This is a genomic window from Niallia sp. Kr1, assembly GCF_050389805.1.
In the GTDB taxonomy this organism is placed as follows: domain Bacteria; phylum Bacillota; class Bacilli; order Bacillales; family Cytobacillaceae; genus Bacillus_BD.
This window is the reverse complement of the sequence record NZ_CP130945.1, coordinates 889,208-915,346: the sequence shown is the minus strand read 5'-3', so window position 1 is coordinate 915,346 and position 26,139 is coordinate 889,208. Positions and strand designations below refer to the sequence as shown.

General features: G+C 38.5%; 24 protein-coding genes. All 24 read right to left on the bottom strand.

The features are described from left to right. Positions 1-137: 137 nt before the first annotated feature. The 24 genes from Q5760_RS04425 to Q5760_RS04310 all read right to left on the bottom strand — a co-directional run bounded on the left by Q5760_RS04425 (position 138) and on the right by Q5760_RS04310 (position 25,940). Positions 138-596, bottom strand: coding sequence for an NUDIX hydrolase (locus Q5760_RS04425; protein WP_428912493.1), 459 nt, complete (start codon positions 594-596; stop codon positions 138-140). A gap of 229 nt (positions 597-825) precedes the next feature. Next, entirely contained in the window at positions 826-2,454 is a 1,629-nt protein-coding gene (locus Q5760_RS04420; protein WP_428911038.1) for a PhnE/PtxC family ABC transporter permease, read from the bottom strand. Further along, entirely contained in the window at positions 2,444-3,217 is a 774-nt protein-coding gene (locus tag Q5760_RS04415; protein ID WP_428911037.1) for a phosphonate ABC transporter ATP-binding protein, read from the bottom strand. The genes Q5760_RS04420 and Q5760_RS04415 overlap by 11 nt, the downstream gene beginning before the upstream one ends. 3 nt (positions 3,218-3,220) lie before the next feature. Then, positions 3,221-4,132, bottom strand: a complete 912-nt coding sequence (locus tag Q5760_RS04410; RefSeq protein ID WP_428911036.1) for a putative selenate ABC transporter substrate-binding protein — start codon at positions 4,130-4,132, stop codon at positions 3,221-3,223. A gap of 344 nt (positions 4,133-4,476) precedes the next feature. Further along, the gene (gene trxB / locus Q5760_RS04405) at positions 4,477-5,427 is read right to left on the bottom strand and encodes a thioredoxin-disulfide reductase (RefSeq protein WP_428911035.1); all 951 of its coding nucleotides are present in this window, start codon (positions 5,425-5,427) and stop codon (positions 4,477-4,479) included. 336 nt (positions 5,428-5,763) lie between these two features. Next, positions 5,764-7,257 carry a tetratricopeptide repeat protein gene (locus tag Q5760_RS04400; RefSeq protein WP_428911034.1) on the bottom strand — a complete coding sequence of 498 codons (1,494 nt, stop codon included), beginning with the start codon at positions 7,255-7,257 and terminating at the stop codon, positions 5,764-5,766. A gap of 328 nt (positions 7,258-7,585) precedes the next feature. Further along, entirely contained in the window at positions 7,586-8,233 is a 648-nt protein-coding gene (gene hisIE, locus Q5760_RS04395; protein WP_428911033.1) for a bifunctional phosphoribosyl-AMP cyclohydrolase/phosphoribosyl-ATP diphosphatase HisIE, read from the bottom strand. Beyond that, positions 8,230-8,988: an imidazole glycerol phosphate synthase subunit HisF gene (hisF, locus tag Q5760_RS04390; protein WP_428911032.1), complete on the bottom strand. Its 759-nt coding sequence runs from the start codon at positions 8,986-8,988 to the stop codon at positions 8,230-8,232. Before hisF ends, hisIE begins: the two co-directional genes overlap by 4 nt. Next, entirely contained in the window at positions 8,985-9,719 is a 735-nt protein-coding gene (gene hisA, locus Q5760_RS04385; RefSeq protein ID WP_428911031.1) for a 1-(5-phosphoribosyl)-5-[(5-phosphoribosylamino)methylideneamino]imidazole-4-carboxamide isomerase, read from the bottom strand. Before hisA ends, hisF begins: the two co-directional genes overlap by 4 nt. Positions 9,720-9,853: 134 nt before the next feature. After that, positions 9,854-10,471 (bottom strand): imidazole glycerol phosphate synthase subunit HisH, encoded by a 618-nt coding sequence (hisH, locus tag Q5760_RS04380; RefSeq protein ID WP_428911030.1) that lies wholly within the window; start codon positions 10,469-10,471, stop codon positions 9,854-9,856. Then, complete coding sequence (gene hisB, locus Q5760_RS04375; RefSeq protein ID WP_428911029.1) at positions 10,472-11,059, bottom strand: imidazoleglycerol-phosphate dehydratase HisB; 588 nt, start codon at positions 11,057-11,059, stop codon at positions 10,472-10,474. It abuts the gene before it with no gap. Between the two features lie 131 nt (positions 11,060-11,190). Next, positions 11,191-12,456, bottom strand: a complete 1,266-nt coding sequence (gene hisD, locus Q5760_RS04370; protein WP_428911028.1) for a histidinol dehydrogenase — start codon at positions 12,454-12,456, stop codon at positions 11,191-11,193. Between the two features lie 222 nt (positions 12,457-12,678). After that, positions 12,679-13,323: an ATP phosphoribosyltransferase gene (gene hisG / locus Q5760_RS04365; protein ID WP_428911027.1), complete on the bottom strand. Its 645-nt coding sequence runs from the start codon at positions 13,321-13,323 to the stop codon at positions 12,679-12,681. Further along, on the bottom strand, positions 13,320-14,507 hold the full coding sequence (locus Q5760_RS04360) for an ATP phosphoribosyltransferase regulatory subunit (RefSeq protein ID WP_428911026.1): 1,188 nt from the start codon (positions 14,505-14,507) through the stop codon (positions 13,320-13,322). Before Q5760_RS04360 ends, hisG begins: the two co-directional genes overlap by 4 nt. Before the next feature lie 207 nt (positions 14,508-14,714). Continuing rightward, positions 14,715-15,227 (bottom strand): acyltransferase, encoded by a 513-nt coding sequence (locus Q5760_RS04355; RefSeq protein WP_428911025.1) that lies wholly within the window; start codon positions 15,225-15,227, stop codon positions 14,715-14,717. Then, the gene (gene ppaX, locus Q5760_RS04350) at positions 15,227-15,877 is read right to left on the bottom strand and encodes a pyrophosphatase PpaX (RefSeq protein ID WP_428911024.1); all 651 of its coding nucleotides are present in this window, start codon (positions 15,875-15,877) and stop codon (positions 15,227-15,229) included. The genes Q5760_RS04355 and ppaX overlap by 1 nt, the downstream gene beginning before the upstream one ends. Next, on the bottom strand, positions 15,867-16,817 hold the full coding sequence (locus Q5760_RS04345; RefSeq protein ID WP_428911023.1) for a nucleoside recognition domain-containing protein: 951 nt from the start codon (positions 16,815-16,817) through the stop codon (positions 15,867-15,869). The genes ppaX and Q5760_RS04345 overlap by 11 nt, the downstream gene beginning before the upstream one ends. Positions 16,818-16,888: 71 nt before the next feature. Beyond that, the gene (gene lgt, locus Q5760_RS04340; RefSeq protein ID WP_428911022.1) at positions 16,889-17,752 is read right to left on the bottom strand and encodes a prolipoprotein diacylglyceryl transferase; all 864 of its coding nucleotides are present in this window, start codon (positions 17,750-17,752) and stop codon (positions 16,889-16,891) included. 108 nt (positions 17,753-17,860) lie between these two features. Further along, positions 17,861-18,802: an HPr(Ser) kinase/phosphatase gene (gene hprK / locus Q5760_RS04335; protein WP_428911021.1), complete on the bottom strand. Its 942-nt coding sequence runs from the start codon at positions 18,800-18,802 to the stop codon at positions 17,861-17,863. Between the two features lie 222 nt (positions 18,803-19,024). Next, a complete protein-coding gene (locus Q5760_RS04330) occupies positions 19,025-19,384 on the bottom strand; it encodes a phage holin family protein (RefSeq protein WP_428911020.1) in 360 nt (119 codons plus the stop codon). A 72-nt stretch (positions 19,385-19,456) separates the two neighbouring features. Continuing rightward, entirely contained in the window at positions 19,457-20,563 is a 1,107-nt protein-coding gene (locus Q5760_RS04325) for a DUF4097 family beta strand repeat-containing protein (protein WP_428911019.1), read from the bottom strand. 115 nt (positions 20,564-20,678) lie between these two features. Next, positions 20,679-23,534, bottom strand: a complete 2,856-nt coding sequence (gene uvrA, locus Q5760_RS04320) for an excinuclease ABC subunit UvrA (protein WP_428911018.1) — start codon at positions 23,532-23,534, stop codon at positions 20,679-20,681. 7 nt (positions 23,535-23,541) lie between these two features. Beyond that, positions 23,542-25,521 carry an excinuclease ABC subunit UvrB gene (gene uvrB / locus Q5760_RS04315; RefSeq protein WP_428911017.1) on the bottom strand — a complete coding sequence of 660 codons (1,980 nt, stop codon included), beginning with the start codon at positions 25,519-25,521 and terminating at the stop codon, positions 23,542-23,544. Positions 25,522-25,697: 176 nt separating this feature from the next. Continuing rightward, entirely contained in the window at positions 25,698-25,940 is a 243-nt protein-coding gene (locus Q5760_RS04310; RefSeq protein WP_428911016.1) for a CsbA family protein, read from the bottom strand. Positions 25,941-26,139: the final 199 nt, after the last annotated feature.

The window sequence follows — 26,139 nt, the reverse complement described above, 5'->3', positions numbered from 1 at the left end:
GGCCGGCATAAGATAGATTCTGACAGCAGGCTGTCTTTGCCTTCCGAAGTGATTAGCTTATGTCCTGAGTCCCTAGGAGCCGACACTAGATACACTTGTAACCTAGTGGGGGCAGGCGCTGGAGCTAGATAATTGTGTTAACTTGGGTCTAAACGATAGCTCAGTAATTGATACTCCGGTGTATACGTGAAAGTTCCATATATGATCCCATTACCATGAACCATATAATCTAAAATATGATAATCCCCCTCAGCCATTGGGAGATTGCGAATTTCCTCAACTGATTGCCAGCGCAGAATTCCTTCTTCCGATTCATCTACATTCAACCCATCAGACGCTGTTGAGAAAAAGGTAAACATCATCCATTCATTGATAATTTTATCTCCATCTTTAATAATAAAAGTAAAAATGCCCTTTATATTAGGGTTTCTTAAGTAAATTCCTGTTTCTTCTCTAAATTCACGTATGCACGAATCTCGAACCGATTCACCGGCTTCCATTTTACCACCTGGGGCAACCCACCAATTACGTCGTGGCTTTTGTAATAATAATACTTTATCATCTTTCAATAATACACAATTTGTTACACGTTGCATTTCCATCACCCCGATCCACTCTTATTTTATCTATAAAAAGAGTATCCCTCGTTCACTTCTATGCTTCCCTTTATTATACTATATTTTTTGAGTCCTAAACAATGGATAGAAACCCCAATATGAAACACATTTTTTGAAATCATTATAACAGTTTACAGGTAAAGTCTGTTAGCTATTAAAAATGAGAAAAAACGCTACCTTCAAGGAGCGTTTAAAAACTGTTTATTTGCTATCTAGCTGTTTTGCGAGCTGCTTCAGAAATGAAATCAGCAATAAATACAAGTACACAATAGCATATTAAAAGCAAAGCAACGTCGGTATAATGAAAGAAACTCAAACTCATTTTAAATTGTTGCCCCAATCCACCTGCACCCACAAAACCAACAACAATGGTCGTTCGCATGATCACTTCCCAGCGATAGAGAATATAAGTCAAAAATCTAGGCATAACGGTCGGAAGAACCCCGTATAATAACATTTGCGATTTAGAGGCTCCATTTAATGCCAAGTTCCGAACAGGTCCCTGGTCTAAATCTTCAATAACTTCCGCACAAAGCTTTCCTAATATTCCAAAGTTATGCAACGCCAGCGCAATAGCCCCTGGTAAAATCCCTGGTTTTAAAATAAAAATGATAATCATGGCCCACACCAATTCCGGTATCGCTCGGCTAAAGACATACATAATCCGTACAAATCCAAATAAAATCCAATTATACCACTTACCCAATAGAGTTAAGGAACCATCGGCAATATTTCGGGCAGCAGGGATAACGGTTAAAAACATCCCTATTGTAGAAAATCCAATCGCCATAATACTCATTCTTAGTGTTTCAAAGGTTAAACCCAATGCCTGCTTCCAACTCTCCCAATCAAAGAAAGCTACTCGCTCTTCTCCAACTCCAAATAATCCAGCAAAAAACTGTCCTGCATAGTAGGCATTTTTTTCTGAAAATAGGTCCGTCAAACTAGCCTTCTCTATTGCGAAAATAAACCACCAGGAAAAAGCCAACATGAGGAAGGTCAGAAAAACGGAAAATCGAACAATGGGTGCGCCTTTCTTTGTGTCATGCATTCCTTTTCTTAATTGGCTACTCCAGAAATCGACTAACACAACAATACCAATGAGGAAAAATAAAAAGGTCCAGACTTCATCATATTTCAGATCGTTCAGGGACAATTGAATTTGAAATCCGAGTCCACCTAAACCAACAAAACTCATGATAGCAGATGAACGGATCGCACATTCAAATCGATACATCGTATAACTGATAATATTATTTTTCACTAATGGTAAATAACCATAAAGTAAGCACTGTAGTTTAGACGCACCTGCTGACCTTAAGGCATTAATTGGTTCTTCCGGGATATCATTTAACATATCAGCAAAAATACGACCTAAAATACCTCCATAAGGAATGCCCAAAGCAAGAATTGCCGAAAGCGGTGTTAATCCGAACATCGCTACAAAAATTAACGCCCATACGAGTTCATGAATAGCACGTAGAAAACCAAGAACAAAACGAAAAAGACCCTTTGAAGCCATTTTCATTCCTTTACCATCCACGAAAATTCCAGATGCAAAAATCCCAAAGAAAAAGGCAATGATAACAGCAAGTGTCATACCAGCAATAGCATAGGCTAATGTAATCCATGTTGATTCAACTGCTAACAATAGAATATCTTTTGATAAATCGGGTTGGATCAGCCCTTCTAACACTTGTTGGATTGTAGCCATCCCTCCAGAATGAACGAGATCATCACCCCAGTTTACTGCAAACAGACTCCATATAAAGATAAGGATAAAGACAAGAGTTAAAATGTTCTTCCGTTGTAGATCAAGTGTATGTTTAAGATTCATGAAGTTCCAACTCCTCAAGGGAATAAAGTTCTACAAGAATTGGATCCGTCACTTCATGAACGGGCAAATCGAAGAAAAGCTTGCCATTTTTAATGGCAATGATTCTGGTGAAATATTTCCGAGCATATTCCACTGAATGGAGGCTTGTGATTAATGTCTGGTTTTCTTCTTGGGTAAGCTTCGTTAGCATAAAAAGGATATCTTCAGCCCTGGCTGGGTCTAAAGAAGCAACCGGTTCATCAGCTAGAATGATTTCAGGTTTTTGCAAAAGCAGTCTTGCAAGTGCTACACGTTGCTGCTCTCCTCCAGATAGTTTTGACGTTTGTTCTGTTATTTTATCAGCAAGACCTACTTTCTCTAAAGCCTCACGTGCTGCTTGTTTTTCCTGTGGTATAATAAGCGACCAGAGAGATTTAAAAAATCCCCAGTCTGCTAAACGTCCAGCTAACACATTATGAATCACCGGAAGTTGACCAACAAGATCAAATTGTTGGCGAATCATTCCCACTTTTTTTGCCAATTCTTTACGATTAGTCAATTTGGACGCTGGGATGCCTGCAAGGGTGAGTTCTCCCTCATCTGGTTTAATCAATGTGGCAAATGTATTCAATAACGTCGTTTTTCCCGCACCACTTGGTCCAATTAAAGCAACCCTTTCCCCCTTTTTTATAGAAAAAGAAAGGGAAGATAAGGCTATCTTCCGCTCGTAAAATTTTGATAGATTTCTCATTTCTATCATATTCTGTGATGTCAATTTCTTCACCTTCTATTTAATAATCCCAATTTCCCTTGCTACATCTTCAATCGCTTTGTAATTTTCATTATTCGTTTCGATGAATTTTTCGGATTGGAATAATTCCATAATTTCTGGTTGGTTAGAACTGTTAACGGAAAGAATGGCATCTTTAATCTTTTCTTTCGTACCTTCTCCAAACTTTTCATCTACTTTATTAATGGTCCAGTTGTAGTCATAGTAACTTGGAGTGGTGTAGAATACGTTTACTTTACTTGTATCGACCTTTTTCTCCGCAACTGCTGATTCCCAAACCGATACATTCAAGGCACCCGCATCAAAAGAGCCTGATTCAACTAATTTATACGTTTTATCATGGGATCCAGAATAGTTTGGCTGTCCATCAAAGTCAGCTTCAGGGTCAATCCCTTCTTCCATTAAGAAATATCGCGGCATTAAGTGTCCAGATGTTGAACTTTCACTTCCAAACGTAAAACTTTTTCCCTTTAAATCTTTAAGGGACTGAATTCCTGTATCAGCACCCGCAATAAAAACAGAGTGAAATTCTTCATCCATCGGTCGTTGAGCAAAGGCTTCAGCTTCTGGTACTCTATTTCTCGCTTGCACACCTGTTAATCCCCCAAACCAAGCTAAATCGATCTCATTGCGTTCGAAGGCTGTAACAAGGGCTGAGTAATCAACAGATGGAACATATTCTGCTCTAACGCCTGTTTCTTCTGTAATATATTCTGCTAGTTTACTTAAGCTTCTATTTAAATCCGATGCATTTTGGTCAGGGATCGCGCCAATCTTTAACACTTGATCCGTGTTATCTGTTGCAGCATCTGATCCAGTTGAGTCTTCTGTTTTCTCATCGGTTCCCCCAGAGCAAGCTGCTAAAAAGAGAACGAATAAAGCAAAACTAATTGATAGTATTTTTTTCATATTTTCCTCCTACAATAAATAAACATGTATTAGTTAAGAATTATTAAATTATACTATAATAACCTATGTAAAAGATAAGGATTAACTATACATATTTCAGATAGTTCCTTCACTCTTTTATTCATTTTTTCGATACAAGCTTCATACCATTTATATGTAGGATTTAACTAAAAAGGCAAAAAAAAGAACGCTAGGGGAACTAGCGCTTCTAAAAATATTTATTAAAGGGGGTCAATTTCTATTCTTATCATAACGTATTTATATTTCATTCTTGTTACATTTCCGTTAAAACCTAATAAATTTTACCAAATTACAACAGGAAATAAGATCCCCTACGCCAAAAACTATAATTTGATTTTTAGCTCTTCCATTAATTCTTCGATATAATGTTGAGCACTTGATGCAGCAATACTTCCATCACCAGTTGCTGTTACGACTTGACGGAGCGTCTTATCGCGGATATCACCTGCTGCGAAAATACCTGGTACTTTTGTTTCCATTACTTCATTGGTAACGATATACCCATTCTCGTTTGTAATTCCTAGGTTTTCGAATGGTTTAGAAAGTGGATTCATTCCAATATAGATAAAGACACCATCTGCAGTAAGTTCTTGCTCTGAGCCGTCTTTTGTTGAAACAAGAGTGACGCTTCCAACCTTACCGTCATTTTCGTTGATTTGTTTTAATGTATGACTCCAAATGAAATCTACCTTTGGATTATCAAAAGCACGTTGTTGAAGAATTTTTTGTGCACGTAATTCATCTCGACGATGAACAATGGTCACCTTTTCAGCAAAGCGAGTTAAGTACACGCCTTCCTCAACAGCAGAGTCTCCACCGCCAATAACGAAAAGTTGTTTGTTCTTAAAGAACGCTCCATCACAAACGGCACAATACGAAACACCTCGGCCACCTAACTCTTTTTCACCAGGTACGCCAATTTTCTTGTATTCTGCACCAGTTGCAATAATAACCGCACGAGCTTTGTATTGTTTGGATCCGGCTACAACGGTTTTGTATTCTTTACCGTCAATGATTTCTTTAATATCACCATATGCATATTCGGCACCGAACTTCTTTGCATGTTCAAACATTTTTGTTGAAAGATCTGGTCCTAAAATGGATTCAAACCCTGGATAGTTTTCAATATCCTCTGTGTTCGCCATTTGTCCACCAGGAACTCCTCGTTCGATCATCAATGTAGATAAGTTAGCACGGGATGTATATACGGCAGCTGTCATTCCACCTGGACCTGCACCCGCGATAATTACATCATAAATTTTTTCTTCAGTCACGCCATTTTCACTCCTTCTGTTTTAGCGTGTTTCATCTTACATAATCAAATTCGCCTGCCGAATTTGCACCCGGATTTTTATCGAGCTTGCTCGATAAAATACATCTAAAAAATCCGAGGCATCCGCCGGAGGCTTAACTTCATTCAACCGGTGATTAAACCAAACTGAAATCTGAAAACCTTTATCCCTTTATCTCCCACTTATAGTAGTAGAAGGACCTCTGCTGAATGAAGTTAAAAAATAGGATATAGATAAAACAGCCATAATCTCTTTTTAGTATGACCTTTTATCCATATCCTATAAAAGAACGTTCTTTAAGTCCATCAATCTGCTCAATTAAAGATATTCATTAATTAACTTTACGTATTTCTGTAATGTCGAGGAAGAAAGTCCATACTGATGAGCTATCTGTTGCTGGGAACATTTTTCTCTTCTTAATTTTTTCCAAATATAATCCATAGCCGCTGCTAAGGCTTTTTCATTTTTAAGTGAAACCTTTGCCTTATTTAATTCGGTAAATACAGAAAACCATAGTAAATATAGGCTTGCTTCTACGGTACCAACAGGATGATGATATTGGTACAATAGTTGAGCTGTTTCGTGGGCCACAACCATTTGACCATCATCTGCTTGTTTATCCTTCACAAAGGATACGTATTGATTCTCTAGTTTAGAAAATTTTTTATTCTCACGAACTTCTGTCTTTGTAAGGATGGATTCCTTGTGATCCGATTTTGATAATAGAAAAACCGCAAATAATCTCTCTTCAATCAAATCACTTTCCAAATACTTCAAAATCCATGTATCATATTTCTCAAGTCCGTTTATATGTGCATTTTCGTTATTCCATGGCGCTAAATCCTTTTTTTGCGGATTGATTTGAAGGACCTTATCCCATAAGGAATGTGCCAGCTGTTCTCTACCTGTAAAGTAGGATGCATAGGAAAACCAATAATAAAAAGGACCATCCCCATTAAAACCTTGCTTATAAAGTTTATGAAACCAGCCATAGGCTGCTTCATATTCACCAATTAATGCAAAAGTGGCACCTAGTTTAAATTGATGTTCAGATGACATTGGCTTTACTTTTTTCAGAAGTGATGAGATTTCCTTCACCTCTTGAAAATCCTGCTGGAAGAAAGCAAATACAAGTTTGTTGCATACAGCATGTAGATTGCCTGGATTTTTCTCCATGACTTGATCCAACACGCCAGCTGCTTTTTCAATTTCTCCTAAATAAAAATAGGCTAAGGCTAAATTATTATAAGCTGACCAGTATTCGGGAAAATCTTTGATGACTGACTTTAATAGCTTAATTGCTTTTGAAAAATCGCCAGATTCAAGTAATTCTTTAGCCTGTTCCTGCTTCATAATTAAATCATCATGCTCATAGGAATCTTCGTCTAATACATCTTCTTCAAGTGTAAGAATTTCAAGAAGATCTTCTGCTTCATGGATAAAATCCCCATTCGGATCATTTTCTAAATAAATGGTTAAATGAGTATAAGCATCTTTAAAGTAGCCCATATGTGCATAGTTATTCGCAAGAAAGTAATGGCACTCGATCATTTCTTCATCAAGTTCTTCAAGTACTGAATGTAGGAGGTCATTCGATTGTTGAAATTCACCAATTTCTGTATAAATAATTGCCAACTGACACACAATCATCGGTTCACCCGGTTCTAGGTGCATGGCTCTTTTTAAATATTTAATCGCCTTTTGAAATTCACGACGTTGGAATGCTTTCAAGCCTAATGTGAAATAATATTCACCAGTAGGAATAAACGTCAGCAACTGTCCTTTTGTTTTAGCGTGAGCGTTTTTACTCATGAAACCCTCCATTTTATTTTCTTATTGTTCTCAACTAAACAATTATACCACAAATAAATGCTCTCCAAAAGACCATTCCTTGTATATTTGCTATGTTAAGAATTCAGATTGGCATTGGTGCTTACAGAATTATAATTGAATGAGGGCTGTGGTTAGATCGGGGCTTTAGTATTAGCTTTTACTTTTTACTGTCCTTCTGCTATCCATATTAGGTTGATTTTGGGATCAGAAGCTGGATTATTTCCTTTGCTGTCTGGATCAGACTCCCTTTCAGATTCCACAAAAATTGACACTCCAAAAGTTTCTTTTGGAGTGTCAGGCATAGTTTTTATTTTTCTTTTGTTAGATGTCGTTCTTCTAAAACCTTCAATATCTCTTTAAAGGGTAGGTCTTGTTCGCGTAGTAAAACCATAAGGTGATAGAGTAGATCAGAAGCTTCCCATTTTAGTTCTTCCTTGCTGCGATTTTTCGCTGCGATGACAACTTCGGTTGCTTCTTCCCCGACTTTTTTTAGGATCTTATCGACTCCTTGTTCAAATAAATAAGTCGTATAAGCTCCTTCTGGACGTTCTTTTTCACGTTGTGCGATTACTTCTTCAAGAGTAACCAAAATTTGATAATCAGATAAGTTTGCACTCATGCTTGCTGCACCTTCTTTGGAATAAATAGATTCATTGAAGCAACTAATTTCACCCGTATGACAGGCAGGTCCTGCTGGATTTACAAGGACGACGATGGCATCTCGATCACAATCAAGTTTCATTGAAATGATTTTTTGTGTATTCCCGCTTGTTGCTCCTTTATGCCACAACTCTTGACGAGAACGGCTGTAGAACCAAGTTTCACCCGACTCAATGGACTTTTCTAATGAAGTCCGGTTCATATACGCTAAGGTTAACACTTCTTTCGTCGAAGCATCTTGAACAATCGCTGGAATTAACCCTTTTTCATCAAATTTAACATCTTCTAGGTTCATCTTACATTCACACCTTTATCCCTTAGGTAGGACTTAACTTCATTGACTGAGGTTTCTTTATAATGAAAAATGGATGCTGCTAAAGCTGCGTCAGCCTTTCCTTCAACGAAAGCTTCTACAAAGTGTTCAGCATTACCGGCCCCACCTGAGGCAATCACAGGAACTGAAACGGCTTCACTTACTGCTTTTGTTAAAGGCAAATCAAATCCCTTTTTCTCACCGTCAGAATCCATGCTTGTTAGAAGAATTTCTCCAGCTCCTCGTTCAACCACTTCTTTTGCCCACGTAATAACCTCTTTATCAACAGGGGTGCGACCTCCATGGGTATACACACGCCATGACCCCAATTCCTCATCCCATTTTGCATCAATTGCCACGACAATACATTGGGAACCAAAAAAATCGGCTCCTTCTGTAATCAATTCAGGATTCATAACAGCTGCTGTATTTAATGATACCTTATCTGCACCAGCACGTAAAATTCGTTTCATATCTTCAAGTGAGTTGATCCCACCGCCAACCGTGAAAGGAATTGCAAGTTCTGAAGCAACTGACTTTACGACTTCTACCATTGTTTTTCGACCTTCATGGGAAGCAGAAATATCAAGAAATACAAGTTCATCTGCGCCTTGTTCATCATAAAAACGTGCTAATTCCACTGGATCCCCTGCATCACGAAGCTCCACAAATTGTACACCTTTAACAACACGTCCTTCTTTGACATCTAAACAAGGAATAATACGTTTTGTGATCATGATTCTCCCACCTTTTTCAATGCGTCTGCTACTGTGAAACGACCTTCATAAATGGCTTTTCCAACGATTGCTCCGCTAACCCCTTGAGAATCATACTCTTTTAGATTAACCAAATCTTCAAGGCTACTAACTCCACCAGAAGCAATCACATTTTTCCCTGTTTCGATCGCCATTTGTTTAACGGCTTCAATATTCGGACCAGTGAGCATACCATCTGTAGCAATATCGGTGAAAATAAACGTTTCACATCCAGCGTCTGCAAATCTTTTCCCTACCTCAATAGCTTTTGCTTCTGATGTGTTCAACCAACCATGTGTAGCTACGTAACCGTCCTTCGCATCAATGCCAATGGCAATTTGTTTTCCATACTTTTTGATCATATCAATCGCGAACTGGGGATTGGAGATGGCCATGCTGCCAATAATGACCCTCGTTACGCCATTTTGTAAGTAGTGAACAATATCTTCTTCAGTTCGGATGCCGCCACCGATTTGAACATTAACGTTTAGCTCTTTTGCTGCTTGAACGACAAATGTATCATTAACCCGTTTTCCATCTTTTGCACCATCCAAATCCACCATATGTATCCAACTTGCTCCCGCTTCTTTAAAGGACTTTGCCATATCAAAAGGAGAATCCCCATAAACCGTTTCTTTATTATAATCCCCTTGAATCAATCGAACACATTTTCCACCCCGCATATCGATCGCAGGATAAATTGTAAATGCCATCCTATCCACTCTCCTTCCATTGTGAAACATGGGGACGGTTCTCGTGTTCCATTTTTATAACACGGACCATACCCATGAATGATTTATTTTTCAAACAAGAACGCCGCTTGAAACATGAGAACCGTCCCTATGTTTCAAATTAATTTTGTAAAATTAGTAAGTAGCTTTACACCTAGTTTACTGCTTTTTTCCGGGTGAAATTGCATGCCATAGATGTTTTCTCGACCAACTACTGCTGGGACCTCTTCATAGTAAGATGATTTACCAATTAAAATTTCTTCATTGTCTGTTTGGACATAAAAAGAATGAACGAAATAAGCATAATCCTCTTCCAATTCTTTTGTGATTGGAGAGGGATTTACCCACTCTAGACGATTCCAGCCCATATGAGGCACTTTATATAATCCCTCGCTACCTGACTTGCCGGGAAAGCGAACGACACGTCCTGGTAAAAGACCTAATCCCTTTGAAAAACCACCTTCTTCACTTTCTTCAAAAAGAAGCTGCATTCCAAGACAAATGCCAAGGAGTGGTTTTCCTGTTTTTACATATTCATGAATAAAATCAGCCAATCCTGACTCATTAAGAAGAACCATCGCATCTTTAAAAGCACCAACACCTGGTAAAATCAACCCGTCCGCTTTTGCTAACTCGGTTGGTTCTTCAGAAATGAAATAAGGTACTTCTAAACGTTTCAATGCTTGACTCACACTGAATAGATTCCCCATTCCATAGTCTACAACACCAATCATTTATAGCATCCCCTTTGACGATGGAACCCCTTTAACCCGTGGATCAACGGTAGTGGCTTCATCAAGTGCTCTAGCCAATGCTTTAAAGATGGCCTCAATAATATGATGTGTGTTTTGCCCATAATGAACAATAACATGTAAATTCATTCTTGCTTCAACGGCTAATTTCCACAAGAACTCATGTACAAGTTCCGTATCAAAGGTTCCTACCTTTTGGCTTGGAAAATCCGCGCGCATTTCAAAATGGGGACGGTTGCTTAAATCAACGGCAACCGTTGCAAGGGTTTCATCCATTGGAATAGTTGCGGAGCCATATCGTTTAATCCCTTTTTTATCACCTAAAGCTTCTCTTAAAACATGTCCAAGGCAAATTCCGATATCTTCAGTTGTATGGTGATCATCAATTTCGATATCACCATTTGCATTCACTGTTAAATCAAATTGACCATGCTTGGCAAACAGATCCAGCATATGAGTTAAAAAAGGAACCCCTGTTTCTAAATCCGATACACCGGTTCCGTCTATATTTAATGACAGTTCAATATTGGTTTCATTCGTTTTTCTGCTAATAGAAGCCGATCTCGACATCATTCAACTCTCCTTTTTGAAACAAGGGACGGTTCTCCTTGTTTCATTATTACTAAAAATGTGTAATTCATTTATCAACATTTAATTTAACCATACAATGTGAAACAAGGAGAACCGTCCCCTTGTTTCACTTATTTTCCTCGAGATTCTATCGCTCTCGCATGGGCTTCAAGTCCCTCAAGTCGAGCAAATGCAGCAATTTTCGCACGGTTCTCGTTAAAAGCTTGCTCACTATACATGATTAGGCTTGATTTCTTTTGGAAATCATCAACATTTAATGGGCTTGAAAACCTTGCAGTCCCATTTGTAGGTAATACATGGTTAGGACCAGCAAAATAGTCGCCTACTGGTTCTGAGCTGTATCTTCCGATGAAGATGGCACCCGCATGGCGAATACGACCGACCTTTTCCATAGCATTTTCCATTATAATTTCAAGATGTTCAGGCGCCAATTTATTAACCGTTTCAATTGCCTCGTCTACTGATTCTGTAACATAAATAACCCCATAATCATTTATGGACTTTGAAGCAATCTCTTGACGCGGCAAGGTAGCTAATTGCTTCTCCACTTCTACTGCGACAGCCTCTGCTAAGCCATATGAAGGGGTAACAAGGACACTACATGCACGAGCATCATGCTCAGCCTGTGATAATAAATCTGCTGCTACTTCATTAGGGTAAGCTGTATCGTCAGCTAAAATAGCAATTTCACTTGGTCCGGCAATCATATCAATATCCACATCACCAAAGACTTCACGTTTTGCTAACGCAACAAAAATATTGCCTGGTCCAGTGATTTTATCAACGGACTGGATGGTTTCTGTTCCATAAGCTAGAGCAGCAATCGCCTGCGCTCCTCCAACCTTATAGATTTCCTTAACACCTGCTTCTTTAGCCGCTACCAATACACCTGCAGGTAGTTTCCCATCTTTTCCTGGTGGGGATACCATGACAATACGCTCTACACCAGCCACTTGAGCGGGAACCACATTCATCAATACAGATGAAGGATAGGCTGCTGTACCACCAGGTACATAAACCCCAACTGAATCAAGTGGAGTCACTTTTTGTCCTAACATTGTTCCGTTTTTGTCTGTTGTCATCCATGAGTTCCTAAGTTGTTTTTCATGGAAGAAGCGAATATTAACTGCTGCCTCTTTGATAATTTCAATGATCTCATCTGAAACTAGATTGTAAGCCTCTTCGATTTCTTCAGTCTGAACGACTAATGAATCTAATGACACTCCATCAAACTTTTCAGTATAGAGTTTTAGTGCTACATCGCCTTCATTTTTTACTTTTGTAATGATGTCTTTTACAATAGCTCGTTGATCTTCGGTCCCATTGTCTACAGATCTTTTTATTGAGATATCCTCAGTTACCTTTATGATTTTCACCGTTCTCATCCTAACCTTAGTAAATTCTATAATGTGAGCCTTTTGATTCGATTTTCTAGGGTTCCGAACGGTTCGGAACCCCTCTTCGAAAGCATTATGATCACATTCCGAAGGTTTCGAAACCCCCTTTCGAAAACTCTTTTATCCATTCCGAAGGTTTCGGAAGCCCCTTTTGAAGACACTAAAATATTTTTTGGACATGGTACCTGTCCCTTTGTCTCATTAAGCGATTGTTGACTTTGCTTCTAAAACCTTTGCAATCCGTTCAACAATGTCACTTATGCGTTCATCCTTCATGCGATAGCTAACTGGATTCACAATTAAACGAGATGTGATGTCAACGATCCGTTCATATTCGACTAAACCATTCTCAAGTAACGTACGTCCTGTTGAAACAATATCAACAATTCGATCAGCCAAGCCGATAATCGGAGCCAGTTCAATGGACCCGTTTAATTTAATAATTTCTACTTGTTCACCTTGTTCACGGAAGTAAGTCGATGCAACATTCGGATACTTTGTTGCAATTTTTGGGGCTACATCATTCATTTTTGTATTTGGTAAACCCGCAACTGCTAAATAACATTCGCTAATTTTTAAATCAAGTACTTCATATATGTCACGTTCTTCCTCTAGCATGACATCCTTCCCTGCAATTCCGAGGTCTGCAACACCGTGTTCCACATAGGTTGGGACATCCATAGGTTTGGCAAGGATAAAACGAAAATTTTCTTCTTCCACATCAATAATAAGTTTTCTTGAATCATCAAATTCTGGTGGCAGTTGAAAGCCTGCTTCTCGAAGCAATGCAGCAGCTTCTTCAAAAATCCGGCCTTTTGGCATAGCGATTGTTAACGGCTCCTTCATCGTGCTGACTCCTTCCCTGCTTTTCCAACTAGCATCATTACTTCTTCGTAAATTTGCGTACAAGCGTCAATGTTTTTGACACCATTGATATCTTGTAACACGACTTTATTTCCAGCTTTTCTGTTTTCGGCAGCTAATTTAAAGGCCTCTTTACGTCTCTCACCACTAAAAATAATGCATTTCACGGGTTCATGTTCTTCAACGTCTCCTAAAGCTTCTAAAAGTCGATCCAATCTAATGGCAAATCCTGTTGCACCAGCGTCTTTTCCAAATTGGCTCAAAAGGCGGTCATATCGTCCTCCACTTGCAATCGGAAATCCAACTTGATCGGCATATACTTCAAATAAAATCCCCGTATAATAACTCATATGACTAACTAGGGTTAAATCAAATTTCACCCTTTTACCGACTTCACCGTAATCTTTTAGAATTTCCCACAATTGTTTTAGATCTTGTAGCGCTTCAATTCCTTTATTATTTTCTAAAAGACGGGATGCTGATTCAATGACCTCTTCTCCCCCTCTTAAGCTTAAGAAATCAATTAAACGCTGTTTATCAATCGACGATAGTGGGAGCTGTTTCACATGTTCACGATATCCTACATAATTTTTTTCATATAAAAAGGTAGTTAACGTTTTTACCCGTTCTTCTGTACCTAATATATCAATAAAAAAATCCTGAATAAAGCCGATGTGTCCCACAGATAATTGAAAAGATTCTAGTCCAGTTTCCTCAAGTGTAGAGATGAGTAAAGCAATGCCCTCACCATCTGCGCTGATCGTTCCATCACCAATACATTCGACACCGATTTGCTCAAATTCGGCTGGTCGACCACCTTCTCTTTGTTGAGCCCGATAAACATTTGCACTGTAAGCAAGACGAAGCGGTAATTCTTCTTTTAACAATTTTGAAGCTGCAACCCTTGCAATTGGTGACGTCATATCAGGTCTTAACACAAGAGTATGTCCCTGCTGATCTAAAAGTTTAAAAAGCTGTTGTTCTAAAATCGCCGAAGCGGCACCAACGGTATCATAATATTCCAATGCAGGTGTCTCAATAAATTGATATCCCCATTTTTTCATTTCTTCGCTAATCAGAGAACGTGTACGATGTTTCATTTCATACAGTTCTGGTAATGTATCTCTCATTCCTAACGGTTTCTCAAACATAAATAAACGACTCATCTGGTAGAACACCTCTGTTCCTTTTTACTTTAGTTCGCTAATATGGTAGTAAGTTGAAGTTATTGTATCGCTCCTATTCTTCTTTGTCAAGGAAAAATAAAGAGTTGAATTCAACTATTCGAAAATTTCTATCATCTATATCCCTTTACTCTATTATACTATTCTTCATTGGAGTATAAAAAATGACAGTCACATGAAATGCAACTGTCATCTTTTTTCTTGATTAAATATTTCATTAACATCTTGACGAATCAATACCATTGGATTACCGCCTACAAAGGCACCTGGAGGGACATCGCGATTTACAAGGGTGCCAGCAGATACAACTGCACCATCTCCAATGGTCACCCCTGGCAGAATCGTGGAATTTGCCCCTATCATGACTTCATTGCCGATGATCACATCTCCAAGACGATACTCCTTTATTAGATATTCATGAGCCAATATCGTTGTATTGTATCCAATAACCGTATTTTTTCCGACTCTAATTTTTTCGGGAAACATAATATCAAGCATTACCATTAGACCGAAAGAGGTTTGTTCACCCACCTTCATCTTTAATAGATGTCGATAGAGCCAGTTTTTTAAACCAAGAAAAGGACTGTACCGAGCCAGCTGAATCACAATGAAATTCTTGATAACTTTCCAAAATGGCACGGTTTTATAGACATGCCATAATGAATTGGCTCCTTCCACAGGATAACGATCCGTTTTTCTCATTATTGTTTCACACCAACAATTGGTAAAATATCCGAAATATGTTCAAGCATATAATCTGGCTCAAACGAGCTCACAAACTCTCTTCCTTTAATCGACCAAGAAACACCAACTGTTTTCATCCCTGCATTTTTTCCAGCTAAAATATCAGAACCATTATCACCAATCATAATGGATTCACCTGGAGTCGAACCTAGCTCCTCAAGCGCTTTAAAAAGCGCTTCTGGATCTGGTTTCGGCTTTTCAATATGTTCAAATGCTACAATCGTATCAAAAAAGGAATCGATCTTTGTTAATTTCATTCCCATCATTGCTACATCGGACATTTTCGAAGTCACAATGGCCATTTTAAATCCTGATTCCTTTAACGTTTTCATCGTGTTATACACACCTGGAAATTCTGTGACGAGTGAATCATGTTCTGCTTTATTAAAAGTTCGATACACATCACACATCTCATCTACTTTATCAGGATTAAGAACCGAAAATGTATCTGTTAGCGTTGGTCCCAAAAATGGCAGTACGTCATTACGTTGATATTTGCCAGGAAAATATTGCTCTAACGTGTGAAGAAATGATTTAATAATCAGTTCATTTGTATCAATTAATGTACCGTCTAAATCAAATAATAAGGTTGTAATTTTATTGTCCATAGGTGACTTCCTTTCCCCTTGCAATTTCGCTTTTTTTCCATATAATGGCTACTGTTACGGTTAATAAGACCGCGATTCCTAGTCGGATGATGAAAAGTGGGAGAACAGGGATTCCCAACGGAACAAAGATAAGTGTGTCCTCAATGATAGCGTGGCATGCACCCAAGAAAATAAAGGCTATGGTCAAATCCTTCTTCGAAACCCCTTCCTCTCTTGCTGCTTGAATCATCACCCCGGCACCATAAGCTAGACCAAAAAACAATCCAGCTGTAAGGGTTGTTGACGTATTTTCACTCATTCCTAACGTACGAGTAATCGGGGACATTTTTTTCGAAAAAATACGAATAAAATCTTTATCCTTTAGAACTTGAATGAAAATCATAAGCGGGATAACAATCAATGCCAATTGAAGTACACCCATGAAAGCTTGTTGCAATGCATCAATTGAAATTGGGATCCACCCTGTAATAACCTCTGTCTGAGGAGAATTAGAGGTAAATCCAAATTTAGCTGGTTCTGCCCCTCCCTGCCAAACCAAATTTACGAGAATTCCAGAGAGGAACGCGAGTCCATATCGTACAAGTAGAACAATCCATAATTTCACGCCCACCTTTATGGCGACCCCACACTCAATTAACAAACTATGGGCAAACCCGAGCATCAGAGCAATCGTGAATACTTCTTTTACGGTTAAATCCAACGTTAAAATAGCACCAATTCCGGCATATAAATTGAGTACATTTCCTAGCACAAGTGGAATAGCCGCATCCCCTGATAAACCAAAAATCCCCATAAAGGGTGCAATCAAATCAATTATCCATGGTAGAACAGGTGTATGCTGTAACAATGCTATTATTAATGTAATTGGAAATATAACTTTCCCTAATAGCCAAGTTACTCTTAACCCATCTATAAGCCCCTTTTTAAAAGAAACCAGCATAACAATCCCCTTTTCGCATTGATGTCAAACCACCCTTTGTTTTTTCTTGTTGCTCTGGGCTTTTCTATCTACTAATTCTTTTTCTTTTTTTTCTTTGTTGTCTTAGATTTCTTCGGTGGAACTTCTTGATCTAGATAACGAATGTTCGCATAGCCCTTCACACGTCGATAAATGAGTACAGCTACTGCGCCAATAATGAGCATGACGGAAATCAGTTGTGCCATTCGAATACTTTCTGTTAGCATTAAGCTATCCGTTCTCAAGCCCTCGACATAGAAACGACCAATGGAATACCAAATTAGGTATGTAAGAAATAGCTCACCCTGACGTAAATTCACTCTTCTAAGTAAAAGTAATAAAATAAAACCAATTATATTCCAAATAGATTCATAAAGAAAAGTAGGATGATAATAAGTCCCATTTATATACATTTGGTTGATAATCCAATCAGGTAGAAATAACCCTTCCAAAAACTCTCGAGTAACTTCCCCACCATGTGCTTCCTGGTTCATAAAGTTTCCCCATCTTCCAATTGCCTGGCCTAAAATTAAACTCGGCGCTGCGATATCAGCAACTTTCCAAAAGGAAACACCCCGTTTTTTCGTGAACACGTAGGCTGTAATAACGGAACCAATTAAAGCCCCATGGATGGCAAGTCCACCCTTCCAGATGGCAATGATTTGTCCTGGATTTTGTGAGTAATAATCCCATTCAAAAATAACATAATAAGCGCGTGCTGATAGAATCGCAATTGGAATGGCCCATAATAACAGATCTGTAAATAAATCTTTTTCAAGTCCCCTTTTATCAGACTCCCTAATAACTAAATACAACCCTAATGCAATAGCAGCGCCAATAATGACTCCATACCAATGAATTTGGATGGGACCAAGCGATAGCGCAATAGGATCAAGTGGCTGAATATTCTCCTCCATTTCGACAACTCCTTTAACTGTTTGTACCCATTGGACTATACTGAATGAACAAAATATAGACATGACGTAAATCAATTTTAAAAAGAATATGAAAAATACCTTTACTTATTAACTTTCTGATTCATCCTGACCATGATCAACGATCACTTCATTCAGCCTTTCTGTAAAGTTTTCCGCAGCATTCATTCCCATTCGTTTTAAACGGAAATTCATGGCTGCCACTTCTAAAATAACAGCTAAATTTCGACCAGGTCTAACAGGTATAGTGATTTTTGTAATGTCTGTATCAATGATTTTAATTTTTTCCTCATCAAGCCCTAGGCGGTCATATTGTTTATGTTGATCCCAAATCTCTAGGTTGATGACAAGCGATATTTTTTTACTTGGAAGAACAGAGCCTGCCCCGAACAGAGTCATGACATCTATAATTCCTAGTCCTCGAATTTCTAGTAAATGCTCAATTAGCTCTGGTGCAGTACCGACCAAAGTATTTTCATCTTCTTGACGGATTTCAACACAATCATCTGCTACTAAGCGATGCCCACGCTTTACCAATTCCAAGGCGGTTTCACTTTTACCAACACCACTTTGCCCCATAATCAATACGCCTACGCCATACACGTCAACAAGAACACCATGAACAGCTGTTGTTGGAGCTAACTTACTTTCAAGAAAATTCGTAAGTAAGCCTGAAAACTTTGTTGTATTTTGTTTTGTTCGCATAACAGGTACGGATTCCCGCTCAGAGGCTTCAATCAATTCTTCTGGAACAGGCATCTCCCTAGAAATAATGATCCCAGGGGTTACATCGGTACAAAGCCTTTCCATTCGGTAAGCCCGATCTGGTTCTGATAATTTTGCCGCAAACGTTAATTCGGTTTTCCCAATCAATTGGATCCGATTTGCCGGGTAAAAATCAAAATAACCAGCAATCTCGATCCCTGGTCTTGATATATCACTCATCGTGATAGGGCGATTGATTCCCTCTTCCCCGCTAATTAAATCAAGGTTGAACTTCTCAATAATATCTTTCGTACGAACTTTAACCACAGTGTTCCTCCTTTTTTTCAGTAAGGTAAAGTGTCCTATATTAAAAAACTATAAAAAGTACATGGTAAAAGGAAAGTTCGAGTTTTATTTTATCATTTTTTCTGATTAAGATATACTCTCATACTTTTAAATTTGAAAACAATATAGAGATGAATCAAAAAAAGGGATCCAGCACTACCTTTTGACAGTAGTTTCCAGATCCCCATTAAATGAACCACTTATTTAATTTTGCTTTTTTGTAGGTGTCAATTGATTTTGGATAATGAGATTCACAATCGACATCATCACTGCTATTAAAAGAGCCATACCAAAACTTTCAATTTCAAAAGAGCTCCCCATAATACGATCCGTTAATAACAATGTTACCGCATTAATCACAAAAAGAAACAATCCTAGTGAAAGAATCGTAACAGGCAATGTTAGAATGATCAAGATGGGTTTGACAAAAATATTGAGTACAGACAGTACAAAGCTTGCTCCCAACGCAGCCCAAAAACCTTCAATATAAATGGAGTTTTCGAAAAAGCCAGCTAAAGCGATAAATAGAACAGCATTGATGACAATTCCCAGAAACCATCTCATCATAACCACCTCCCATTCTTTCATAAGGATTTATTCTATACCGCTTGATCGTCCTATTTTTTCTCCTATAATCTATGCTTTACGTACAGCAATAGAACCTGTTTTTGTTTCAGCAAATAATCGTAAAGGATGGGACGACTCTTGAATCGATTTAAAGCCAAGATTTTTTTGTATCAGCTCATTTTTCTCCTCAACAATTTGAATTCCATCTAAATCAACGGTGAAATTCCCTAGATTAGATTTTAAGTCTCCATTCACAGAATACGGTTCTGGAATGACACATTCAATCGCTCCAGTTGTCGTTGTTGCTTCCAACCATTCACAAGTAGCGCCTAGAATTTGAGCAGATATGTCCCCATTAAAGGATTGCAACTCCAGTTTACGAAAGTCTCCCTCCACTTGGATGCCACCATTTAGTGTTTCAGCTTCCAATTTTCCAATTTGACTTCCGATAAATTGAATGCCGCCGTTTGCCGTTTCTGCTTCTACTTCTTCACTTCGTATATGATCGATTGTGATTTTTCCAATTGCCGTTTTGATTTTCGTTTGTTTAACGTTTAACTCTTTCCCCTCAATTGAACCATTAAACATACGAATATCAAATTGATCATATTCTTGCTGTGGAATATAGACTTTTGCCTTTAGCTTGATGGACTTTTGACCAGTCGTAAAATATAGCCGCTGTCCTCGCACTTCAAAGGTAATTTCCTTTAAAAAGTATTCTTTGGCTTCTTCTTGGGATTCCCCTTTATACACTTGCGCTTCGCATTCTACACGAATATCCTTTTGATCCCATGGGATGATCGAAACATGACCATTTGCAATATCTATATCCATATACTTTATGTCAGCTTCAGTCTGTTGAAAAATATGAGAAACCTCTGCATGCTTTCCAAAATTCAAATCAAGATCAAATTCTTTTATCTTTTTAACCGCACTGTCTACAAAGTCAAAAAACTTCTCCTTTGTTGATTGAAACGTATCTTGAGATTTATACTCACTTTTTTGTTTTTGTTCCTCAGACTTTACCACTGTTGAAAGCTCTGTAACCCATTGTTCCTGCTTCTCTTCCATCGCTTTTGATGATTTATCTAATTCTTCTATTAACGTGAGAGCTTCATCAACCGTTAGCTTCCCTTGCTCGACCATTTTCAGGATTCGTTTACGTTCTTCTACCATTTTGCATTCCTCCCAGATAAAGTGAAGCTTCTCCAAGAAGCTTACTTCTTTTATGACATGAGAAATATCTTCCAAAGAACTATACGAATGGAACAATCAGTTAGTTTCAATTTTTTTACACATTCATCTGTTCTTTCATCCGGTTATAATCACGATCCAAAATGGGCTTTAAATACTTTCCAGTGTACGACCCTGGCACTTCTGCAACTTTTTCTGGTGTTCCAGTGGCTACAACATTTCCCCCTTTTGCACCACCTTCAGGACCTAAGTCAACGATATAATCAGCTGTTTTAATCACATCTAGATTATGCTCAATAACTAGTACCGTATCACCATTTTCTACAAGTCTTTTTAAAACAACCAGCAATCTAGAAATATCATCAACATGCAAACCCGTTGTCGGCTCGTCCAAGATATAGAAGGTTTTTCCGTTTGAGCGTCTTTGTAATTCTGCCGCCAATTTTACCCGCTGAGCCTCACCGCCAGATAAAGTGGTAGCAGATTGTCCAAGCGTAATGTATCCCAAACCGACATCAAATAAAGTCTGTAACTTCCTTTTAATTTTCGGGTGATTTTCAAAGAACGCCAAAGAATCTTCAACAGTCATATCTAAAATATCGGAAATACTTTTTCCTTTATATTTCACCTCAAGGGTTTCGCGATTATATCGTTTTCCATGGCAAACTTCGCAAGGAACATACACATCTGGTAAAAAGTGCATTTCGATTTTGATAATTCCATCCCCACGACAGGCTTCACAGCGTCCGCCTTTAACATTAAAACTAAAGCGACCTTTTTGATAACCACGTACCTTCGCTTCATTTGTTTTAGCAAAGACATCCCTTATATCATCAAAAACTCCAGTATAAGTAGCCGGATTAGATCTTGGCGTTCTGCCAATCGGAGCTTGGTCAATGCTAATGACCTTTTCTAAATGCTCTAATCCTGTAACAGAACGATGAGCCCCAGCAACTGTTCTCGCACGGTTTAGTTTATTTGCAAGCGTCTTTTGTAAAATTTCGTTTACGAGTGTACTTTTACCAGATCCTGAAACACCTGTTACGGCAATAAACATCCCTAAAGGAAATTTAACATTAATATTCTTTAAATTGTTTTCCTTTGCACCTTTTATCTCCACCCAGCGACCGTCTGATTTCTTTCTTTCAACTGGAAGCGGAATATACTTTTCCCCTGATAAATACTGACCTGTTAAAGAATTCGGATTTTCCATAACTTCTTCCGGTGTTCCAGCGGCAAGAATTTGACCTCCATGAACCCCTGCACCTGGTCCAATATCAATGAGATAATCAGCCGCCATCATGGTGTCTTCATCATGTTCTACAATAATTAATGTATTTCCAATATCCCGCATATTTTGTAGTGATTCAATGAGAAGATCATTATCGCGTTGATGAAGTCCAATAGATGGCTCATCTAAAATATACAGAACCCCCGTTAATCGCGAACCAATTTGCGTCGCCAAACGAATCCGCTGCGCTTCCCCTCCGGATAAGGTTCCTGCTGTACGACTTAATGTTAAATAATCCAACCCTACATTTACAAGGAAGCCAAGTCGCTGATTAATTTCACGAAGAATTAAACGAGCGATCTGCTCTTCTTTTTCAGATAAAGTAAGGGTATTGAAAAAGTTCAAAGCATCAATGATAGAAAGATCTGTTAATTCTCCAATATGCCTTCCATCCACTTTGACTGCCAGTGATTCTTTGCTTAACCGATGCCCTTTACAGGTCTTACACGCACGCTCAGTCATATATTTTTCCATTACCTCACGAATAAAATCGGAGCTTGAATCGCGATATCGACGTTCAATGTTACGAAGGACACCTTCGAACTCAACGAGATTTTCGCGCACTTGACCATAATCATTTTCATAATGGAAAAGAATTTTTTCTCCACCGGAACCATTTAAGATTTTATCCATTTGATGTTCTGGGAGATCCTTCACAGGAGTATCCATATCAATTCCATAGTGGGTACAAATGCATTCTAAAAGTTGTGGATAATATTGAGACATTTTCCCTTCCCATGGAACAATCGCATTCTGTCGTAATGTTACATCCCAATCTGGAATGACCAAGTTGATATCTACTTCTTTCTTTGCTCCGAGCCCATCACATTCTGGACAAGCCCCAAATGGATTGTTGAAAGAAAACATCCTTGGTTCAAGAGAGTTAATGGCAAAACCACAAATCGGACAGGAGTGATGTTCACTAAAAAGAAGTTCTTCTTGACCCATAACATCAATCATGACTCGTCCTTCACCAAGTTTTAAGGCTGATTCAAGGGAATCCGCAAGCCTTGATGCAACTCCTTCTTTGACAACGATACGGTCAATTACCACTTCGATATTGTGTTTTTTATTTTTATCGAGTTCAATGTCTTCCCCTAAATCATACATCTCTCCATCAACACGGACCCTCACATATCCCTGTTTTTTTATATCCTCTAGGACCTTTATATGAGCACCTTTTTTTCCTGAAATAACAGGAGATAGCACTTGAATTCTGGTCCTTTCAGGATATTCCATAATCCGATCAACCATTTGCTCGATCGTTTGTGAAGTGATTTCAATTCCATGAGTCGGACAAATCGGATGACCTACCCTTGAGAAGAGCAAACGTAAATAATCATATATTTCCGTTACCGTACCAACTGTTGATCGAGGGTTATTGCTTGTTGTCTTTTGATCAATGGCAATAGCTGGTGATAGACCCTCGATAAGATCCACATCCGGCTTATCCATTTGTCCAAGAAATTGTCTCGCATAGGCCGATAGGGATTCTACGTATCTTCGTTGCCCCTCTGCATAAATCGTATCAAACGCAAGGGAGGACTTTCCTGACCCGGAAAGTCCCGTTATGACAACAAGCTTATCTCTCGGAATTGTGACATCAATATTTTTTAAATTATGGGCTCTGGCACCCTTTATAACTAGCTTATCCATCGCCATGTGGTCGTCATCCTTCCGCTTTCAATTCTAATAATATATCACGAAGCTCTGCGGCTCGTTCGAAGTTCAAAGCTTTGGCCGCTTCCTTCATTTCGTTTTCCATTTCGGCAATTACCTTTTCGCGTTCTTTTTTCGGTAGTTTTGACAAATCTTCTGTTGGGTTGTATTGCTCTTGTTCCTCCGCTGCGTGTGTTGCACGGATGACCTCATGTATCTCCTTTACAATCGTCGTTGGTGTAATGCCATGTCTTTCATTGTACTCCTCTTGTATGGCGCGACGACGTTTTGTTTCTGAAATGGCTACTTCCATCGAATGCGTCATTTTATCAGCATACATAATAACACGTCCATTCGAATTACGTGCCGCCCGACCAATGGTTTGAATCAAAGAACGTTCAGAGCGTAAGAAGCCTTCTTTATCCGCATCTAGAATGGCTACTAAGGATACTTCGGGAATATCCAATCCTTCTCTTAAAAGATTGATTCCAATTAATACATCATACTTCCCTAACCGAAGATCTCGTATAATTTCTGTCCGTTCTAACGTTTTTACTTCAGAGTGAAGATATTGTACTTTGATGCCGATCTCCTTTAAATAATCAGTTAAGTCTTCTGACATCTTTTTCGTTAATGTTGTTACCAAGACACGCTCATTTTTTTCAATTCGTTCATTAATTTCACCAATTAAATCATCGATTTGTCCTTCAATTGGACGAACATCAATAATCGGATCAAGCAATCCAGTTGGACGAATAATTTGTTCAATAACGTCTGGTGCATGCTCCATTTCATAGGGACCAGGAGTGGCAGAAACATAAACAATTTGATTAATATGTTTTTCAAATTCCTCAAATTTTAATGGACGATTGTCTTTTGCTGAAGGCAAGCGGAAACCATAATCAACCAATACTTGCTTTCTCGCTTGGTCTCCGTTGTACATCCCGCGAACCTGTGGAATCGAAACGTGGGATTCATCGACAATCATCAGAAAATCCTTTGGAAAATAATCAAGCAATGTGTACGGTGTTGAGCCTGCTGTCCGTAACTCAAGATGACGGGAGTAGTTCTCAACTCCAGAACAAAATCCCATTTCCCTCATCATTTCTAAATCGTAGCGAGTCCTCTGTTCAAGACGTTGTGCCTCAAGGAGTTTTCCGTCTTCTCGAAGTTCTGAGAGTCTCTCTTCCAATTCCTTTTCAATATTGGCAATGGCTACTTTTAGTTTTTCCTCACGAGTAACGAAGTGGGATGCCGGATAGATGGCGACATGATCCCGGTCGCCGAGAATTTCGCCTGTCAGTGCATCCACTTCTCGAATTCGATCGATCTCGTCACCAAAGAATTCTACTCTAATGCAGTGCTCATCTCTTGATGCCGGAAGTATTTCCACGACATCGCCACGAACACGGAAGGTACCACGAATAAAGTTCAAATCATTTCGGTCATATTGGATGTCGACAAGTTTACGTAGAAGCTGATTTCGCTCCACTTCCATCCCGACTCTTAAAGATAGAACTTGCCTGCTATATTCTTCCGGCGAACCTAAACCATATATACAAGACACACTCGCAATAATAATGACATCATTTCGCTCAAATAATGACGAGGTGGCACTGTGTCTCAATTTATCAATTTCATCATTAATACTCGCATCCTTCTCAATAAAGGTATCTGTTTGAGGGACATAGGCTTCTGGTTGAAAATAATCATAGTAACTGACAAAATATTCAACAGCGTTATTGGGAAAAAATTCTTTAAACTCACTGTATAACTGACCAGCAAGAGTTTTATTATGAGCCAACACTAATGTTGGTTTATTAATTTGTTGAATGACATTTGAAACCGTAAAGGTTTTTCCTGTTCCTGTAGCACCGAGCAAGGTTTGATGTTTCTTTCCTTTTTTTATGCCATCCACAAGTTTTTCGATTGCTTGAGGCTGGTCCCCTTGTGGTGTATACTTTGATACTAATTGAAATTGGTTCTCCAAAATATTGCCTCCTATTCCTTTAAACAATCCCACTAATTTGTTAACCTTGTCCGTTCAATCATTATTCCCATTTTACCACAACTACTTCTACAATAGCCACAAGGATCCGAACATACATTCTTTTAATTTTAATGAATTTCGCAAAAAACTCAAAAAAACCTGTCATCCATTAAGCATTAAGACAGGTTTTCGATTTTGTTCATTTTACGTTTAATTTGGGTGGCGTACCAAAATCCAACCGTTAAAGATAAAGCATCGACAATAATTAGCCATAGGGTATCTGTGTAACCTTTATATGCGGACGCTGCGATTAACGCCACCGCTAGGAAAAGCGCAAGGACTCGGTTATAGGTAACTCTTGAAAAAAACACAACTAATAATCCTGGTAAAATAAGGGCTAATAAAAACTTCGTAAACAACCCCTCACCCTCTTCTTTCCATTCAACTTATTCATTATTCTGAGTAATTTATATTGTAAACCTCTATCAACTTAAAATAAAGTGATTAGTGTTTTCTTAAGCACAAAAATCATTGGCTATTATTTAAATCCTTCCGTCGAGTTTGTGTCCGGATACAATCCATGAGTTCGAGAAATTTCCATTAAAAAAACGAGAATCC

What these genes read in the sequence shown, in the direction of transcription:
- Q5760_RS04425 (WP_428912493.1), bottom strand. Translation starts at nt 596, where the DNA reads ATGCAACGTGTAACAAATTGTGTATTATTGAAAGATGATAAAGTATTA.
- Q5760_RS04420 (WP_428911038.1), bottom strand. Translation starts at nt 2,454, where the DNA reads ATGAATCTTAAACATACACTTGATCTACAACGGAAGAACATTTTAACT.
- Q5760_RS04410 (WP_428911036.1), bottom strand. Translation starts at nt 4,132, where the DNA reads ATGAAAAAAATACTATCAATTAGTTTTGCTTTATTCGTTCTCTTTTTA.
- Q5760_RS04400 (WP_428911034.1), bottom strand. Translation starts at nt 7,257, where the DNA reads ATGAGTAAAAACGCTCACGCTAAAACAAAAGGACAGTTGCTGACGTTT.
- hisIE (WP_428911033.1), bottom strand. Translation starts at nt 8,233, where the DNA reads ATGAACCTAGAAGATGTTAAATTTGATGAAAAAGGGTTAATTCCAGCG.
- hisF (WP_428911032.1), bottom strand. Translation starts at nt 8,988, where the DNA reads ATGATCACAAAACGTATTATTCCTTGTTTAGATGTCAAAGAAGGACGT.
- hisA (WP_428911031.1), bottom strand. Translation starts at nt 9,719, where the DNA reads ATGGCATTTACAATTTATCCTGCGATCGATATGCGGGGTGGAAAATGT.
- hisH (WP_428911030.1), bottom strand. Translation starts at nt 10,471, where the DNA reads ATGATTGGTGTTGTAGACTATGGAATGGGGAATCTATTCAGTGTGAGT.
- hisB (WP_428911029.1), bottom strand. Translation starts at nt 11,059, where the DNA reads ATGTCGAGATCGGCTTCTATTAGCAGAAAAACGAATGAAACCAATATT.
- hisG (WP_428911027.1), bottom strand. Translation starts at nt 13,323, where the DNA reads ATGAAGGAGCCGTTAACAATCGCTATGCCAAAAGGCCGGATTTTTGAA.
- Q5760_RS04360 (WP_428911026.1), bottom strand. Translation starts at nt 14,507, where the DNA reads ATGAGTCGTTTATTTATGTTTGAGAAACCGTTAGGAATGAGAGATACA.
- Q5760_RS04355 (WP_428911025.1), bottom strand. Translation starts at nt 15,227, where the DNA reads ATGAGAAAAACGGATCGTTATCCTGTGGAAGGAGCCAATTCATTATGG.
- ppaX (WP_428911024.1), bottom strand. Translation starts at nt 15,877, where the DNA reads ATGGACAATAAAATTACAACCTTATTATTTGATTTAGACGGTACATTA.
- Q5760_RS04345 (WP_428911023.1), bottom strand. Translation starts at nt 16,817, where the DNA reads ATGCTGGTTTCTTTTAAAAAGGGGCTTATAGATGGGTTAAGAGTAACT.
- lgt (WP_428911022.1), bottom strand. Translation starts at nt 17,752, where the DNA reads ATGGAGGAGAATATTCAGCCACTTGATCCTATTGCGCTATCGCTTGGT.
- Q5760_RS04330 (WP_428911020.1), bottom strand. Translation starts at nt 19,384, where the DNA reads ATGAGATGGTTTCTGGGAATTGTCATCAATGCTGTTCTATTTATCGCT.
- Q5760_RS04325 (WP_428911019.1), bottom strand. Translation starts at nt 20,563, where the DNA reads ATGGTAGAAGAACGTAAACGAATCCTGAAAATGGTCGAGCAAGGGAAG.
- uvrA (WP_428911018.1), bottom strand. Translation starts at nt 23,534, where the DNA reads ATGGCGATGGATAAGCTAGTTATAAAGGGTGCCAGAGCCCATAATTTA.